This is a genomic window from Vreelandella neptunia (assembly GCF_022489065.1).
Taxonomy (GTDB): Bacteria; Pseudomonadota; Gammaproteobacteria; order Pseudomonadales; family Halomonadaceae; genus Vreelandella; species Vreelandella neptunia_A.
On record NZ_JAKVTW010000028.1, the window covers coordinates 21,568 to 38,052 of the forward strand.

General features: G+C 54.5%; 18 protein-coding genes and 3 tRNA genes. 8 read left to right on the plus strand and 13 right to left on the minus strand.

The window, feature by feature from the left end; all coding sequences use genetic code 11:
- Window positions 1-37: 37 nt before the first annotated feature.
- Entirely contained in the window at window positions 38-265 is a 228-nt protein-coding gene (locus tag MLE19_RS21615; RefSeq protein ID WP_240720427.1) for a hypothetical protein, read from the minus strand.
- Window positions 266-548: 283 nt separating this feature from the next.
- Here MLE19_RS21615 and MLE19_RS21620 point away from each other — a divergent pair, with 283 nt between their 5' ends.
- Window positions 549-740 carry a helix-turn-helix transcriptional regulator gene (locus MLE19_RS21620; protein ID WP_172118872.1) on the plus strand — a complete coding sequence of 64 codons (192 nt, stop codon included), beginning with the start codon at window positions 549-551 and terminating at the stop codon, window positions 738-740.
- Between the two features lie 344 nt (window positions 741-1,084).
- On the opposite strand, the gene MLE19_RS21625 is transcribed toward MLE19_RS21620, so the two are convergent.
- The 7 genes from MLE19_RS21625 to MLE19_RS21655 all read right to left on the minus strand — a co-directional run bounded on the left by MLE19_RS21625 (window position 1,085) and on the right by MLE19_RS21655 (window position 5,966).
- Window positions 1,085-1,160 (minus strand) — tRNA-Thr (locus tag MLE19_RS21625).
- Between the two features lie 72 nt (window positions 1,161-1,232).
- Window positions 1,233-1,307: transfer RNA gene (locus tag MLE19_RS21630), tRNA-Gln, on the minus strand.
- Window positions 1,308-1,313: 6 nt separating this feature from the next.
- A tRNA-Phe gene (locus MLE19_RS21635) sits at window positions 1,314-1,389 on the minus strand.
- A gap of 214 nt (window positions 1,390-1,603) precedes the next feature.
- Window positions 1,604-1,879 carry an oxidative damage protection protein gene (locus tag MLE19_RS21640; protein WP_035585612.1) on the minus strand — a complete coding sequence of 92 codons (276 nt, stop codon included), beginning with the start codon at window positions 1,877-1,879 and terminating at the stop codon, window positions 1,604-1,606.
- 59 nt (window positions 1,880-1,938) lie between these two features.
- Window positions 1,939-3,033: an A/G-specific adenine glycosylase gene (gene mutY, locus MLE19_RS21645; RefSeq protein WP_240720428.1), complete on the minus strand. Its 1,095-nt coding sequence runs from the start codon at window positions 3,031-3,033 to the stop codon at window positions 1,939-1,941.
- A gap of 111 nt (window positions 3,034-3,144) precedes the next feature.
- Window positions 3,145-5,484, minus strand: coding sequence for an AsmA family protein (locus MLE19_RS21650; protein WP_240720429.1), 2,340 nt, complete (start codon window positions 5,482-5,484; stop codon window positions 3,145-3,147).
- On the minus strand, window positions 5,484-5,966 hold the full coding sequence (locus MLE19_RS21655; RefSeq protein WP_240720430.1) for a GNAT family N-acetyltransferase: 483 nt from the start codon (window positions 5,964-5,966) through the stop codon (window positions 5,484-5,486). The genes MLE19_RS21650 and MLE19_RS21655 overlap by 1 nt, the downstream gene beginning before the upstream one ends.
- Before the next feature lie 230 nt (window positions 5,967-6,196).
- On the opposite strand from MLE19_RS21655, the gene hisB reads away from it, so the two are divergent.
- The 5 genes from hisB (at window position 6,197) to MLE19_RS21680 (ending at window position 9,571) form a co-directional block, all read left to right on the plus strand.
- On the plus strand, window positions 6,197-6,790 hold the full coding sequence (gene hisB, locus MLE19_RS21660; protein WP_240720431.1) for an imidazoleglycerol-phosphate dehydratase HisB: 594 nt from the start codon (window positions 6,197-6,199) through the stop codon (window positions 6,788-6,790).
- Window positions 6,791-6,866: 76 nt separating this feature from the next.
- Window positions 6,867-7,508 (plus strand): imidazole glycerol phosphate synthase subunit HisH, encoded by a 642-nt coding sequence (gene hisH, locus MLE19_RS21665; protein ID WP_240720432.1) that lies wholly within the window; start codon window positions 6,867-6,869, stop codon window positions 7,506-7,508.
- 11 nt (window positions 7,509-7,519) lie between these two features.
- Window positions 7,520-8,266 (plus strand): 1-(5-phosphoribosyl)-5-[(5-phosphoribosylamino)methylideneamino]imidazole-4-carboxamide isomerase, encoded by a 747-nt coding sequence (hisA, locus tag MLE19_RS21670; protein WP_240720433.1) that lies wholly within the window; start codon window positions 7,520-7,522, stop codon window positions 8,264-8,266.
- Window positions 8,263-9,036, plus strand: coding sequence for an imidazole glycerol phosphate synthase subunit HisF (hisF, locus tag MLE19_RS21675; RefSeq protein WP_240720434.1), 774 nt, complete (start codon window positions 8,263-8,265; stop codon window positions 9,034-9,036). The genes hisA and hisF overlap by 4 nt, the downstream gene beginning before the upstream one ends.
- Window positions 9,037-9,064: 28 nt before the next feature.
- Window positions 9,065-9,571 carry a hypothetical protein gene (locus tag MLE19_RS21680; protein ID WP_240720435.1) on the plus strand — a complete coding sequence of 169 codons (507 nt, stop codon included), beginning with the start codon at window positions 9,065-9,067 and terminating at the stop codon, window positions 9,569-9,571.
- 3 nt (window positions 9,572-9,574) lie between these two features.
- Here the strand turns inward: MLE19_RS21680 and MLE19_RS21685 are convergent, their stop codons facing one another.
- Window positions 9,575-10,177, minus strand: a complete 603-nt coding sequence (locus MLE19_RS21685) for a YjaG family protein (RefSeq protein WP_240720436.1) — start codon at window positions 10,175-10,177, stop codon at window positions 9,575-9,577.
- Between the two features lie 123 nt (window positions 10,178-10,300).
- On the opposite strand from MLE19_RS21685, the gene MLE19_RS21690 reads away from it, so the two are divergent.
- Complete coding sequence (locus MLE19_RS21690; protein ID WP_240720437.1) at window positions 10,301-10,990, plus strand: type 1 glutamine amidotransferase; 690 nt, start codon at window positions 10,301-10,303, stop codon at window positions 10,988-10,990.
- Window positions 10,991-11,008: 18 nt separating this feature from the next.
- Here MLE19_RS21690 and mnmH read toward each other — a convergent pair whose 3' ends face one another.
- The 4 genes from mnmH to MLE19_RS21710 form a co-directional block, all read right to left on the minus strand.
- Complete coding sequence (gene mnmH, locus MLE19_RS21695) at window positions 11,009-12,097, minus strand: tRNA 2-selenouridine(34) synthase MnmH (protein WP_240720438.1); 1,089 nt, start codon at window positions 12,095-12,097, stop codon at window positions 11,009-11,011.
- Window positions 12,094-13,131: a selenide, water dikinase SelD gene (selD, locus tag MLE19_RS21700; RefSeq protein ID WP_240720439.1), complete on the minus strand. Its 1,038-nt coding sequence runs from the start codon at window positions 13,129-13,131 to the stop codon at window positions 12,094-12,096. Before selD ends, mnmH begins: the two co-directional genes overlap by 4 nt.
- A gap of 55 nt (window positions 13,132-13,186) precedes the next feature.
- A complete protein-coding gene (gene radA, locus MLE19_RS21705; RefSeq protein ID WP_240720440.1) occupies window positions 13,187-14,557 on the minus strand; it encodes a DNA repair protein RadA in 1,371 nt (456 codons plus the stop codon).
- A gap of 166 nt (window positions 14,558-14,723) precedes the next feature.
- Window positions 14,724-15,170, minus strand: a complete 447-nt coding sequence (locus MLE19_RS21710) for a copper resistance protein NlpE N-terminal domain-containing protein (RefSeq protein ID WP_240720441.1) — start codon at window positions 15,168-15,170, stop codon at window positions 14,724-14,726.
- Window positions 15,171-15,336: 166 nt separating this feature from the next.
- On the opposite strand from MLE19_RS21710, the gene hisC reads away from it, so the two are divergent.
- A complete protein-coding gene (hisC, locus tag MLE19_RS21715; protein ID WP_240720442.1) occupies window positions 15,337-16,395 on the plus strand; it encodes a histidinol-phosphate transaminase in 1,059 nt (352 codons plus the stop codon).
- Window positions 16,396-16,485 lie beyond the last annotated feature (90 nt).

A 16,485-nucleotide genomic window follows, 5' to 3' on the forward strand; every position in this document is an offset into this window, starting at 1 on the left:
AGCCTTTATACAACTGACAATGCGCCATGCTCACACCTCAGAAGAACCAGTCATTTTTCTTAATCATGCCAAGCATGTCACCAATATCATCGGCCTCCTCATCATCCAGGCTTTTAAGGTGCTCGATAACATCAATTTCTTCTAAACGATTTGCACCACGCAACATGTCGAGACAATCAGAGATCTCACTCAAAAAATCAGTCACATCGTTGAGCACTGACAGATTCCCACCCTGCAACGCAGAAAATAGCCTACGAGCTCTCATAAACTTCATCCTTTTTGAAATACCCCACATGAGGCAAATCCAAACTATCAAAGAAACCGGATCCAGCAAGGCCCCACCAAGCCACTAATTTCTGTTTTTTTGAGTAACCGCCAGGATGTCAAAATTTATCCAACTTTTAGCGTTTGGATCGGACCGTGAAACCGAATGTGGCCAAAAAAATTCCTAAAAGGCATAAACCCACTATTCCAGCAATTAGACGCAACTGCTAAGCACCAGAATTTTTTAAAGTGACGGAGAAGCTTACTGTGACGTGGAGATACACATGCTTGCAAAATACCTGTCTGCTGCGGACCTAGCCTCTCGGTTTGGTGTTTCAAAGGCGACCATTTGGCGCTGGAAACGTGAAGGTCAGATCCCCTCACCAATCTATCTGGGTGCTCGCTGTACGCGGTGGCGCGAAGAAGATATCCAGACTTACGAAAAAGGGTTAATCGCCGACGCGGCGCTCGGCTAGGCATAACTGCGACCAAGAAAATATCTGCTGATAAGGGCTGCGCTGGCAGCCCTTTTTTTGGTGTGCCATCCCGCCGAGCTCACTTATAGACAAGGAAGAGGGACTGTCCCTTTTTAGGCTACGAGGTCGGTATACTTGAACAGAAGGCACGCACTGCGAGGCGGTCTTATCAGCCCGCTCAGAAACGGTTTGCAGCAACGAAGAAAGCAGGCAGAATGGGTCTTGAGAGAAACGGTACGCACTACGGTACGCAGATGCAGAATTTGGGGAATGAAACAAAAAAGGCCACCGTTGAAGGCAGCCTTTTTAAGTCTCTAACGTGTTGTTTTTAACCACTTTTTTAGTGGTGCCGACACCAGGAGTCGAACCCGGGACCTACTGATTACAAGTCAGTTGCTCTACCAACTGAGCTATGTCGGCGCTTCACGTTTTCTTGAGAACATGATTGCGTTGCTGTTAGGCTTTGCAATCAACAAGAAATTTTGTTGGCAATGGCTGGGGTACCAGGATTCGAACCTGGGAATGCCGCTACCAAAAAGCGGTGCCTTACCACTTGGCGATACCCCAGCAGTGTGGTGGCCAGAGACGGAATCGAACCGCCGACACGGGGATTTTCAATCCCCTGCTCTACCAACTGAGCTATCTGGCCGCTGCCAACGGTGCGTATTAAACTAAAAACGCCGCTTTTCGTCAACACCTTTGTGAAACTTTCTTTCGATACCGATGCTTAGGGGCCTTTTTACTGTAACACTGCTAGCTCGGTCTTCTTTGCACATATGCTCAGAGCCACTGATTACAAGTCAGTTGCTCGACCAACCATCCCTGATGTAGAAAAGGGTGCCCCCTCTTTTCATACGCACCATTCATGCTTGTGTGGGAGGAACATAACCTTCGGCTTGATCGGTTTCCTGGTTGTCCAGGAAGCGCTGCATTTGCTCCATTAAGTACGCACGGGACTCAGGGTCGAGCATATTAAGGTGCTTTTCATTGATCAGGCGGGTTTGCAGCGCCTGCCAGGCTTCCCAGGCGGGCTTGGAAACGGTGGCTTGAATCTCCTGGCCTTGCTTACCCGGCAAAGGTGGGAATGGCAGCGCTTCTAGCTCTTTTTGATACTTGCGGCAAAAAACGGTATTGCTCATAACGTGCTCCTGGTTCTGCGATGTCATTCTATGATCTCATTCCATCCGCTGGTAAGTGCCTAAGCATGGCCCGGCGTTGGATTGAGGCTAAAGGGCGTTAGCTGGCTGAGCAGCGCTTTAACCGGAGCTGCTAAGCCCAGCGCGGGCGGATGGTTAACGTCGTACCATACGCCGCTTTCGCGAACACCGCCCAGCCTATCGCAGCTCACCGGCTGGGGGGTAATCTCTAAGCGAAAATGACTGAAGGTGTGGTGAAAGCTTGGCGAGGTACTATCCCGCTTAGGATTAACAGCGTTGGCTTCAAGCCAGTCGTTAAGCTCGCTGTGCTTGTCGAACTGCGGCAAACTCCATAACCCGCCCCATAAGCCACTGGGAGGGCGCTTCTCCAGCCATATCCGCCCTTCTGGGTCGCGCAGCATCAACATAATCGTTTCCCGCGTGGGCAGCGTTTTTTTTGGCTTGGATTCTGGATAGCGTTTTGGCTCGCCTTGGGCGTAGGCCAAGCAAACATCGTTAAACGGGCAGCTTAGACAATCGGGCTTGCTGCGTTTACATAGCGTGGCACCAAAATCCATCATCGCCTGAGTGTAATCGGCCAGGCGCTCGGTTGGGGTGTAGTACTCTGCCAGCGCCCAAAGTTGCTGCTCTATCGCGGGTTTACCTGGCCAGCCTGGAATCGCATGCAGTCGGGTGAGCGAGCGCTTTACATTGCCATCTAGTATCGCGGCTCGCTGCCCTGTGCTCTGCGCGACAATCGCACCAGCAGTGGAGCGACCAATACCTGGCAGGCCCATTAAGGCTTCAACGCTGTTACTGGGCAGCTTTCCACCGTGCTCTGCCTCCGCCATCTGGGCGGCCTTATGCAAATTGCGCGCGCGGGCGTAGTAGCCCAACCCGGTCCAGAGATGCAGCACTTCATCCTGCGGCGCATTGGCAAGTCTTTCCAAGGTCGGAAAACTCGCCATAAAACGCTCAAAATAGCCTATAACCGTCGTCACTTGGGTTTGCTGCAGCATGATTTCCGACACCCACACGCGGTAGGCGCTGCGGGGTGACTGCCACGGCAAATCATGGCGACCATAGCGGTCGAACCAGGACAGTAGCCGCAGTTGAAACTCGCTTGCCGCCAGCCGCGGCGTGGGCATATCTGCCATGCACGCTCCTTAAACAGAAATGGGGTTACAACGGTGCCAATAAAAAAGCGCCGGCGTTGAGGCCGGCGCAGCACTTACGGTTTCAATGAATGCGTTACTTCACATCCTGCCTCAGTTAAACAGATTGCGCAGGCCGTCGCGGAGTTGTTGGCCAGCGCCTTCGCCCAGGCGCTCATCTAGCTGATCCAACGAGTCTCCCAAGCGCTCTTCCAGCTCTTCGTCAACGCGATCGCCAGTTTCATTACGCAGCAGGTCGACCACAGCAGCCTGAAACATCTCACGATCAAAACGGCACCACTCTGTGCGCTCATCGCCCAGGTGGCCTTCACAACGCACGGGTAGAGGCAGTTGCTCCAAGCGTGGATTAACCTCACAGGCAGCATCAGCGGTGTCGACTAAGCGGGCATTTGCGCGGGTATCGAAGTTCCAGCTGGTAAGGTTGAGCTCGCCTTCGCCACGAACATCAATGCCTGGCAAGGTAATCAGCAAATCATCACTTTCTACCAAGCCGTTGCTAATTTGGAAGGTAGCATCAAAGCGCTCAAAGCGAGTATCGGTGTGCCAGTCGCGCAACGTTCCTTCACCTTCCAACTGAGCGACGAGTTCGCACATTTGCTGGGAAATGTTGGTATTTAAAATAGCGCCATCGTTTAGCCGCGCTGTTAGCTCACCATTCAGGTTGCTAATAAGGGATTCGCGGGTATTGCCAAGGCTTGTAAGATCGCCGGATAGATTAAAACGCCCGCGCAGGGGTGAGCTCTCTTCAGCACTGATTGTCTCAATCAGTGGTGCCATTTGCACGTTATTAACGTTCGGTGAGAGCGTCCAAGCCATAACGGACTCGGTAGCATCAACTTGACCGGTAGCGCTAAGCTCGCCGTCGTAAAAACCTGATTCAAACGCCGTTAAACGGTGGATACCGTCATCTCCTCGCAGCTGCAAGCGGGGATTGTTGAAAGTCAGGCCTGCTAAGACGAGGTTATCAACACTCAAATCACCCTCTAGTGCCAGCCCGCTGAGAAGCGATTGCGGTACTAGCGTACCGGTATTCTGGGCAAAGGCCTTACGAAACAGGCCGCGGCTGGCCTGTTCTGCGGTGGCTTCACCGGGCAGGTAACGATCAAGGTCTAATTGGTCACCCGCCAAATCGAAGGCTAGGCGGGAGCCATCAAGGGCGGCCGATAGTTCACCGGTAAAGGTGCTGTCATCTACCACCAGCGAAAGGCTGGGGAACGATATCTGTTCAGCATCACCTTCAAGGGGACTGGTCATGGCTACATCGCTAAGCGCAGCATCGCCCGCTGTAGTTAGCGTAACGCCAGCACGAGCAAGCCAGGGCCTAAGCGTAAAGGGCGCCGCGGTGAGTTGACCACGATAACTGGGCGCATCGCGCAGCTGCTCAACATTGAGATGACCACTCACCCTTAGGCCATCCGGCCCGGTAAGCTGCAGATCTTTCAACTGCGCCGTTTGGGCTTGCCAATCACTCTCTAGGCCAAAAGCGAGTGCCAGCGCCAAGCTGCCCTGCCAGTTATCCGCATTACGCAGGCCCGTTTCGAGTAACCCCTCTTTTATGGAGAGCTGCTGCTCACCCATGCGAGCAACCAGTTCGGCGGCCTTTAGGCTGAGTTGCTGTGGCTCGCCGTTCGTGCCGGAGGTCGTGCGGGTGGTCAGAGCCATATTTTCGAGTACAAAAAGCTCATCCGCCAAGCCAAGCCGTACGCGCGTTTCAAGATTAATCTCGCTGGTCAGGTCTGGGGCACGCTCCAACACTTCGCCATCAAGTCGATTATGCTTGGTTAGCGTGAACATGGCCTTTAATGGGAAGGCGCGCAGCGGGTTAACGTTGCTGCCCGAGATATTCAGCTGCTGCATACGCCACAGCGCTTCGGTTTGCGCATCACGGAAGCGAATGTCAGCGTTTTTCACCTCGACGCTGGCGATACTCAACACCACTTCTAAGCTACCAGCGTCTGCATTGGGGCCTGCGCTGGCGGGCGCCAGAACCGTTTCAGCGGTGCCGCCATCACTCTGCTCTGAGAGGCGCTCTAACAGGGGCTCCCAGTTACCTTCACCTTGCGCATCGCGCTCTAGATTAAGGCGCATTCCATCTAGCGTCAGACCATCAACGGCAATTTCCCCACGTAACAGAGGGCCAAATGCGACGCTAACCTCTGCACGGTCAATGGCGGCAAAGGCAGCGCTGTCTTCGGCCTGCGCGGGTAGCCAAGCACGCGCTTTTTCTACGCTAACGCCAATGCGGGGATAGAATGACCAGGTAATAGGGCCTTCCAACGCCAAATTAAGCCCTGTTTGTTCTTCAACGACAGCCGTTAGGCGTGGTTTGAAGTCTTCAGGGTCTAGAAAGGTGGTCACATAGACCACCGCGGCGACCGCAACGATAGCGAGAATGCCGACCGCTGCCAGCAAAATACGTAATAGCTGTTTCATTACCCTTTCCCTTGTGGGTCTAACTCAACAAAATCGCTGGTAGCGGGCATGCCCGCCGCCTGAGTTTCTGGATTGGCCATTGGCCGATAACCTAGCTTGGAGAGCAGCACGCGATCGGCCAGCGGCAAGCTGGACGTTTCGATCCGCAATACGCGGCCTTCCTGTTTGGCTTGTTCGCCGAGCAGCGCCATTAAGCGTGAACCGACGCCACGACGTCGCGTGGTTTTGCGCACACAAAGCTCTGACAACCACCACGCTCGGTCTTCGCCTTCCTTTACGGCGACAGCGCCTAGCAGCCGATCATTAAAACGTGCGCAGGCAAAAAAATGTTGCCCTTTAAAATGTTGTTCGATAAATGGCTCCACCGTTGGGGTAGGCATGCGCTCTTGTGGCGCATCCTCATAGATGCGCACTAGGTCTAGGCGCACCTGTTCATCGGCTTCCCAACGGGCCTGGTCGACATGGTGCAGTGTCACCGGCATGGTGAATTCCTCTTCGCCAAAGCAGCCTGGCTGCTATTTCTGCCGCGTTTGTTTGCGGCTACATTTCGCGCATTGTAGCGGATGAGGGCGCCGATTCACTATAATGGTCGCTTCGCCACAGGTTATGCCCTGATCAAACGGTGGTAAGTTGATGCAGAACCACCGACTATTTCTCAGAATCATTACTCAGGGCCAGCCCTCAGAGTGCGCCTCAGCGCAGGAGATGCAACATGTCAGCGCGTATTGCCACGGTAAGCCGTGACACCAACGAAACGCAGATCAAGGTCAGCGTCAACCTCGATGGCGAAGGCCGTCTTAGCTGCAAAACCGGCGTTCCGTTTTTGGACCATATGCTTGATCAAGTTGCCCGCCACGGGATGATCGATCTCGACATCAACGCCAATGGCGACCTGCATATTGACGACCACCATACCGTAGAAGACTTGGGTATTACGCTCGGCCAAGCTTTTTTTGAAGCGATTGGCGATAAGCGCGGCATTTACCGCTACGGGCATGCTTATGTTCCCCTTGATGAAGCACTCTCCCGGGTGGTCATCGATTTTTCAGGTCGGCCAGGCCTCTATATGAACGTTGAGTTTACCCGCGATAACATCGGTAGCATGGATACCCAGCTGTTTTGGGAGTTTTTCCAAGGCTTCGTCAATCATGCCCGGGTAACACTGCATATCGACAACATTAAAGGTTTTAATGCTCACCATCAGGCAGAAACAATCTTCAAAGCCTTTGGACGGGCGCTGCGTATGGCCGTGGCGGAAGATCCGCGTATGGCAGGCCAAATGCCCTCCACCAAAGGGAGCCTGTAATGCTGCGCTATGTGACGAGCTATGTGACGAGCGATGCCTCTAGCGACTTTCCCTCTATCTCCACAAGGAGCGCTTCATGACCATTGCTGTGATCGACTATGGAATGGGCAACCTGCATTCCGTGGCCAAGGCGCTGGAGCATGTGACGCATGAGAATGTAGTCATTACCCGTGACCCGCGACGTATTCTAGGCGCAACGCGCTTGGTACTACCCGGCCAAGGGGCAATACGTGACTGCGTTGGCGAACTTGAACGCACCGATTTACGCGGGCTGGTAGATGATATCTTAACCCGCCAAGCCAAGCCGCTACTGGGCATCTGCGTGGGCCAACAGATGTTGCTGGAGCGCAGTGAAGAGAATGGTGGCGTTGAGTGCCTGGGCTTTTTTAAAGGCAGCGTGGACCGTTTCCCTGGTGATATGCGCGACGCCCACGAGCAGCGCTTGAAAGTGCCGCACATGGGCTGGAATGTGGTCGAGCAGCATCACGACCACCCTTTGTGGGCAGGTATTGATAACCGTGAACACTTCTATTTCGTGCACAGCTATTACGTGAATGCGGATGATGATGCCCAGGTGTTTGGTACGACCCAATACGGCAAGGTAAGCGCCCACGTTGCGATTGGTCGTAACGCGACCTTCGCGGTGCAGTTTCACCCGGAAAAAAGCTCCCGCGCGGGCCTTCGCCTGCTCGAAAACTTTGTCACCTGGACGCCCTGAGAGGATTTTGTATGTTGGTAATTCCCGCTATTGATCTCAAAGACGGCCAGTGTGTCCGGTTGAAGCAGGGCCGCATGGAAGACGCGACCTCCTACGGCGATGACCCAGTGGCCATGGCAGCGCGCTGGGTAGAGGCTGGCGCCCGACGCCTGCACCTGGTGGATTTGAACGGTGCTTTTGAGGGTAAGCCGGTAAACGGTGACGCCGTTACCGCTATCGCCCGCGCCTACCCGAATCTGCCGATTCAAATCGGTGGTGGCATTCGCAGTGCAGAAACCATCGAGCACTACTTAAGCGCCGGCGTCTCCTACGTGATTATCGGCACCAAGGCAGTAAAAGAGCCGGACTTTGTTGGCGAAATGTGCCGCGCCTTTCCCGGCCATGTGATCGTTGGTCTTGATGCCAAAGATGGCTATGTCGCCACCGACGGCTGGGCAGAGGTCTCCACGATCAAAGCCACCGAACTAGCCAAGCGTTTTGCCAACGATGGCGTCTCCAGCATTGTTTACACCGATATTGCCCGTGATGGCATGATGCAAGGCGTCAACGTGGAAGCCACCGCCGCATTGGCCCGCGAAGGCGGTTTGCCGGTGATTGCCTCTGGTGGTGTGACCAACCTGGACGATATCAAAGCACTTTGCGACGTTGCTGATAGCGGTATTTTGGGCGCTATTACTGGCCGAGCGATTTACGAAGGCAGCCTGGATGTCGCCGAAGCCCAACGCTTGAGCGACCAACTGACGGGAGGCGGTTCATGAGTCTCACCAAACGCATTATCCCCTGCCTGGACGTAGACGCCGGGCGCGTGGTCAAGGGCGTCAACTTTGTGGGCATTCGCGATGCGGGCGATCCGGTGGAGATTGCCCAGCGTTATAACCAGCAGGGCGCCGACGAGATCACCTTCCTCGACATTACCGCCAGCCACGAAGACCGCGACACCACGGTAGAGATGGTTGAGCGCATTGCAGGCGAAGTATTTATCCCCTTGACCGTCGGCGGCGGCATTCGTAGCTGCGACGATATTCGCACCATGCTGAACGCCGGAGCGGACAAAGTCTCGATCAATACCGCTGCAGTAACTAATCCTGAGTTCGTACGCGAAGCTGCCGAACGCTTTGGCAGCCAGTGCATCGTGGTGGCAATCGACGCTAAACGTGTCTCTCAAGAGGGCGAAACGCCCCGCTGGGAAATCTTCACTCACGGTGGCCGCCGCCCAACGGGTTTAGATGCGGTTGAGTGGGCGAAGAAGATGGTGGAATTCGGCGCGGGCGAACTGCTGCTTACCAGTATGGATCGCGATGGCACTAAGATTGGCTTTGACTTGGGCGTGACCCACGCGATCTCTGAAGCAGTGAGCGTGCCAGTGATTGCCTCCGGCGGTGTCGGGAACTTAAATCACTTAGTAGATGGCGTACTCAAAGGTGGTGCCGATGCGGTGCTGGCTGCCAGTATCTTCCACTTTGGCGAATACACCATTCCTGAAGCGAAGCGGTACATGGCCGAACGCGGCATCGAAATGCGTCTTTAAAATGCCTTTCATGCGACAGAAGCTTAGGATGTTTCGCGTAACCCCATGGATGGGATGGTTAGCAGGCCTGCTGTTTAGCATACCTGCTACTGCCTTCTCACTACCTGAGTGGACACCGGCGTTTGAGTGGGATCATACGCTGGTGCAAACCAGCCTCTATACCCGCCACTTTAGCCCCGACCCGGAACACACCAATCAGCAAGACCTGATTAGCATCGAACTGCATAATCCTGATCGCTGGTTAGCCGGCGCAGCTTGGTTCAAAAACTCCTTTGATCAACCCACTTGGTACTTCTATGCGGGACGGGAGTTTCCCCTTTGGCAAACCGATCAGGGGTTAAACGTGCGTGCCAAACTCACCGGTGGGCTCCTGCGCGGATATAAAGGCGAGTATCGCGACAAAATTCCGCTCAATCACTTGGAAGTTGCCCCAGCCGCACTGCCGAGTATCGGGGTACAGTGGGGACGATTTGAATCCGACCTGATTGTATTTGGAACCGCAGGCATGATGGTAACCGCAGGCGTGCGGTTTTAGCCGCTACTCTTCAGCGTCATCCAGCGTTAAGCCCAGGTTACTGATACCTCCATTGCGGCCCAATTCGCGCACTTCTTTCAGCGTCGCCTTATCCAGTGGTTCGCTAACCGCTTCCAATACAGCGTCCTGAAAGTCGTTTTCGTCTGCCATCAGCGGATGGTCGCGAATAATCAGCGCCAGTTTCTGTGCGTCAACTTCACCTTCAGTGAGCTCGATAAAGGCGCGCACGCCCGCACGGGATGTACGGCTGACATCCAACACGGCCTCTGGGGAGTCACCTTGTAGGGTGTCCAGCAGCGCCGAGACAGACACCACGGAATCCAGGGCGCGCCGGGCACCAAAGCTGTCGTCGCTCTCAGGTGGCTCACACTCGGCCAGCTTTTCTGCCTGGCGGGCAAAGTCGATACTGGCATTGGGTACTGTAAGCCGCTCCCACACCAAACTCAGCACGGTACGCAGCGTATGGCTATCGCCCTGACCTGTGGTTTGTTCATAAAGCACATAGTTAGGCAGCAAACGCTCACACAGCGCCGCCATAAAGGCTTGCTGGGCTGGTAGGGTCAGTTCTTGCAGCCGTTGGTAAAAGCCCTGGGGGTTCGACACCATACTAATTTCCTGGATCGCTTGACGTGGGATATTGGTAAAAAGTAACCGGTACGTTATCGTTTCTATGCGCTTGGGGCGATCCCCTAACGCTTTGATGATTGTACGGCCGGCGAGGAGATTACCATGCATATTCATCTGCTACAGCACGGCCCTGACCATAGCCCCGCCCGTTTAACCGATTGGCTAACCAGTATGGGGCATAGTTACACCGTTTTTCATCTCTATGCGGGTGAGTTAACACCACGCCCAAACGAAGCTGACGCGCTGATTGTTCTCGATGGGGCTGAGACGCTACTTAGCCAACCGCCTAGCTGGTTTAAAGCTGAAGATAAACTGATCAACCGCTACCTGGATGGACAAAAACCGTTATTGGGGATTGGTATTGGCGCCCACTGGATAGCGCAAGCACTCGGCGCAGTGGTAGCTCCCGGTACTTACGCCGAAACAGGCTGGCATACGGTCACCCTGGCGCCGGAAAGCTCACTGGATTTGCCCGAGTCGTTCAGCGCCTTTATGTGGCATCGTTATGTCTTCAGCTTGCCCGATGATGCCTTTTCCCTGGGGGGCAGTGAAGCAGCACCGCTGCAGGGGTTTACCTGGGATAGAGGCCGCGTTGTCAGCCTGCTATGCCATTTGGAAGCAACGCCTGCCAGCGTTAACCGCCTGTTGAGCCATGCCGAGCGGCCCAGCACCTCCCCTGCCGCCGCCCGCTATGTTCAGGACGATGCCCAAATCCTTGAGGATGCCAATCGCTTTATTCATTTAGCACCGCTGCTTGACCGCGTGATGACCCAATGGTTAACAACGAACTAACAGCAGCGCAGGCTGCCATTATCTGTTCCATTGCCTGGCCACCGCCAGGCAGCTCTCCCAATCGCCGACATGAATTACCGGCGGGGCAGTCTCGCGCTGTTTGTCTAAATGATAGCGGTAGAGCGGGTCGTAATACTCGGTAAGCAGTGGCGCGAGCCAAGCTTCATGGGCCTGGGGATTTCCATGGGCATGTTCGTTAAACGCCAGTGCCTGAAGCCGCTGCAAACGCTGCAGCCGTGCATTACCCAAACGTTTGCCCAGACGGATCAGCGCATTACTTAACTGCGCCTGCATCAGTTGCCAGCCCTGATCGGCACCATAGCGAGCGGCATAGGCCTGCTCTAAATCGATAATGTAGTCCTGCTGAATCTGAGCAAGACGCCAATCCAGAGGCATTTCGATACGCACACGAGGCGCTTGCTGCAGTGCACGCCAGAAGCTCAAGGGAATATTGGCACTGCCAATCTGGCGAGACTCGTCTTCGATAACCAGCCCTTCGGTTAAGCTGATTAATCGTTTGGCCAGTGCATGCTCAAAATTGATTTGTGTGGCAGGCTCTTCCGGCCTGCGCCCGAAGGCGGAGCCTTTATGGTGCGCGAAGGCTTCCAGATCAACGCCGTTATCGAGCTGATTAATCAGCGTGGTTTTTGCACATCCCGTCAGCCCTGCGACCACCAGCATCGGCTGCTGCGCGGCGGTCTCAATACGCTCACATAGCGCTTGGCGCATGGCTTTCCAACCACCCTCCAAGCGTGGTCTTGAGATGCCTGCATCTTCTAACCACTGCTGAGCAATTTGTGAGCGCAGCCCACCGCGAAAGCAGTAAATCAATGCTTCTGGATGCTCGGCTAAATACGCCTTCCACGCTTCAATTCGAGCTTGCTTGACCTCACCACTGACTAAGCGTTCGCCTAGCTTAATGGCCGCGGCTTGGCCCTGCTGTTTATAAGCGATACCCACCTGATGGCGCTCATTGTCAATCATTAACGGCAGATTGACGGCCCCTGGCAGCGCACCCTGGGCAAACTCCACCGGGGCGCGCACATCGATTAGCGACTGCTCTTCTTTGATTAAGCTTAATACCGCTGGTCGGGTGGCTAGCGTCACCCGACCACCTCAATAGAGGCGTTACCTTGGCGCGCTTTCATTACCCCGAATGACTGTAACGACAGGCCGAATTCACGGCCAATGCGCTCAACGTCATCCTCCCAGGCGGGGTCGACACTAATAAGTAGCCCGCCAGAGGTTTGCGGATCGCATAGCCACTGCCAATGGGCTTCATCCATGGCAGGCAGGCTTTCACCGAGCGCGTCGCGATTACGCAGCGTTCCGCCTGGCACGGCGCCTTGACGGCGATAGGATTCCGCCTCGGCTAAGCGAGGAAGCTTACGGAAATCAATTTGCGCCATCACGTTGCTGGCCTGACACATCTCAGCAAGGTGGCCTGCCAAACCAAAACCAGTGACATCGGTCATGGCGTTGACCCCTTTCACATCAGCAAGCTTTACGCCAATGCTATTGGGCTTGAGCATGGTTTCTCGGGCAAGACCATGATGCCCCATTTCCAGCAAACCGCGCTTTTCTGCCGTGGTAAGCATACCGACGCCTAGTGGCTTGGTTAAGAACAGCAGGTCGCCAGGCTTGGCAGTGCTGTTTAGTTTAAGCTTGTCTAGATCGACCAAGCCGTTAACGGCGAGCCCGAAAATCGGCTCTGGAGCATCAATAGAGTGGCCACCGGCCAGGGCTACGCCTAATTCACGGCACACAGCCTGAGCGCCGGCCATTACATCGCCTGCTACTTCAGCGCTAAGCTTATCCAATGGCCAACCTAAAATACCTAACGCCATTACTGGCGTGCCACCCATTGCATAAACATCACTGATGGCATTGGTGGCTGCGATACGCCCAAAATCAAAGGGGTCATCGACAATGGGCATAAAGAAGTCCGTGGTGGCAATCATGCCGCGACCATCACCGAGATCGTAGACGGCCGCATCTTCACGTCCTTGATTGCCAACAATAAGCTGCTTATGGCCCGCCGCTGGGCCGGCCTTGGCCAGAATCCCATCCAGCACATCTGGGGCGATTTTGCAGCCGCAGCCTGCGCCGTGGCTATATTGGGTCAAACGAATAGAACTCATCGTGTCTCTCCTTGGCACTTAGGGGTAGCATTATTCTAGCTCAGCATGGCGCACACTACAGAGCATCCAGCGCATCGCTGAGCTTATCCACAGCGATGACTTCCATGCCTTTGGGTGCCTGCTTGGGGGCGTTAGCGCGCGGCACGATGGCGCGTAGAAAACCGTGTTTGGCCGCCTCGGCAATACGCTCTTGACCACTGGGTACCGGGCGTATTTCACCGGAAAGCCCTACTTCACCAAATACCACTAATTCTTTGGGCAAAGCGCGGTTCTGTAAACTCGATACCACCGCTAGCAACACCGCGAGGTCGGCGCTGGTTTCGAGCACTTTGACACCGCCGACGACGTTCAAGAACACATCCTGATCGCCGGTAAACAATCCACCGTGTCGATTAAGTACCGCAAGCAACATGGCCAAACGATTTTGATCAACGCCTACCGCTACCCGACGCGGATTACCGAGCGCCGATTCATCTACCAGTGCCTGCACCTCAACGAGAATAGGCCTGGTGCCTTCCCATACCACCATTACAAGACTGCCGGGCGCTTGTATTTCTTGGCGGGAAAGGAAGATTGCGCTTGGGTTTTTGACCTCTTTGAGCCCCTGTTCAAGCATAGCGAAGACGCCTAGCTCGTTAACGGCGCCAAAGCGGTTTTTCTGGCCACGCAGGGTACGAAAGCGCGAGTCTGCACCGCCTTCTAACAACAGCGAAGCATCAATCATATGCTCAAGCACTTTAGGGCCCGCCAGAGAACCATCTTTCGTCACGTGCCCCACCAATAGCAGAACGGTGTTGGTTTTCTTGGCAAAGCGCGTTAATGCAGCCGCCGACTCGCGCACCTGGGCAACGCCCCCCGGTGCAGAGCTGATATCTTCTAAGTGCATCGTTTGGATCGAGTCGATCACCAGAATTTCTGGCTTCTCCCGCTCGGCCACCGCAAGAATGGTCTCTACGCTGGTTTCAGCCAGCATTTTTAAGCCGTTGGTAGGTAGCTGTAGACGATGAGCACGCATCGCTACCTGAGAGAGCGACTCCTCACCAGTCACATAGAGAATACGCCGCTGCTGGGCCAGTTTGCAGGCGGTTTGTAGCAGCAGTGTCGACTTACCTGCCCCAGGATTACCGCCGAGCAGTACCGCAGAACCAGGAACAAGTCCGCCACCCAGCACGCGATCAAACTCCGCAAACGTAGAGCTCATGCGAGGCACTTCGCTGAGATCCACATTACCGAGATCGATAACTTCACGCGAAAGATCCCCCGCGTAACCCGTTCGGCCAGGGGAGGCCCCGCCTCCAGGCCGAGCGCTCGCTAAATGCACCTCACTGAGGGTATTCCACTCTTGGCAACTGCTGCACTGCCCTTGCCATTTGCGATATTCGGCGCCGCATTCCGTGCATACAAAGGCGCTTTTGGCTTTGGCCACTGCTGTTACACTCCTCCGGTTGCAAGCGCTGTCTGACAACGTCCTCTGAGTTGCCACATGCACTCAATCTTATTAATCATTTCGACTACAACCCTTTTAACACTACTGGACTCAACAAACACAAAAGGCGGCCAGTGGCCGCCTTTTATACTGCACTACTAACGCGTTACTGACGCTTTAGCTGCAGCATTTCACCGTTTTCAAAACGACGACGCTCTGGGTCAATCAGCTCCAGCGTGCTCGGGTCGATACGCATGAAGTAATAGATTTGACCGTCTCCATTCGGCGTCAGCTCGTAAACGGTGGCGTCTGGATCAGAGGGTGTACCGGTCAGCACTTCCCAATTACCCGCATAGTTTTCATCCGGGGGGGTTTGGGGGTGATTACGGTAGGTAGCGTTGAGTGTGAAAGTACGCTCTTCCGCCGCGCTTGTCTCTTCACCTACCATCGTGACATCCAGATCGATACCGTCGCAGTTGCGGCAAGGTAAAGAGCCCTGGTAATTTTGCTGTGCGGTAGCCGCTTCCTCTTGCTGCTGCTCCATAGGGCCGCTAGCGCAGCCAGCCAACAGTGCCAACATAGCCGAACCGGCTAGCAAACTCTTAAGTTGCATAGAGTGTCTCCTTCATCTCGTGTTGGGCATCACATTTATTTACGCGCAGTTGTGACAGCATAACCGCTACAAGGTGCGACGCACACCCCTAGTGACGCGAATGCTTGCGCTTAGTTAGCCTTCAAGCGACCATGGCGTACCTTGCTAGGATAATCAGGTTACCCTCATGAGCCAATACTGGAGTCCGGCCGTTCGCGAACTTACCCCTTACGTGCCCGGTGAGCAGCCACGCGAGCAGCTAGTCAAACTCAATACCAATGAAAACCCTTACCCACCTGCGCCTGGCGTCGGTGAGGCGCTACGCGACTATGCAACAGACCATCTGCGCCTCTACCCTGACCCTACTTCTAAAGCATTGCGTGAAGCTCTGGCAGAGACGTTTCAGGTAACAAGCAGCCAGGTGTTTGTAGGTAATGGCTCAGACGAAGTTCTCGCGTTTGCCTTTCAAGCTTTCTTTTGCCATCAAGCGCCGCTTGATGTGCCTGCGATAACCTATAGTTTTTACCCTGTTTACGCCAATCTCTATGGCGTAAAGCTGCGCAAACATCCACTTAATAAGCAGTGGGAAGTCGATATTGATGCTCTCGCCAAGGATGCTGACCGCAGCGGCGTTATCTTTGCCAACCCCAACGCGCCTACTGGCCATGCGCATTCGCTTGCGACGATCGAGTCGCTGCTTAAGCGCGTCACTGATCGTGTAGTGCTGGTGGATGAGGCTTATGTTGATTTCGGCGCTGAGAGCGCTGTAACGCTGATTGATCGTTATCCCAACCTATTGGTAACGGGAACATTTTCTAAGTCCCGTAGTTTGGCTGGTTTGCGATTAGGCTATGCGGTGGGCTCTGAAGAATTGATCGATGGCCTGCTGCGGGTAAAAGACTCTTTCAACTCTTACCCAGTGGATAGCCTGGCAAGCTTAGTAGGCATTGCCGCTCTGAAAGATGTCGAGCATTTCGAAGCCTGCCGTGAGCATGTCATTACCACGCGTGAACGTACTCGCCAGCGCCTTGAAGCGCTAGGGTTTGAGGTATTGCCCTCGAAGGCTAATTTTGTGCTTGCTCAGCATCCTGATTACGAAGGCGCACAGCTATTTGCGGGCCTACGCGAGCGCGGCATTCTGGTGCGTCATTTTAATACTAAAGACCTCAGTAACTTCCTACGTATCACCATCGGCACCGATGATGAGATGGATAGTTTGATTGAAGCATTAGAGACGCTTCTTTAATAAAGGGTTAGGTGTGAGGTGTTGAAGTTTACCCCTCACACCTCACTATTTACCCCTCACGACCATGCAAAAAAAATCCCCCAAGGCATA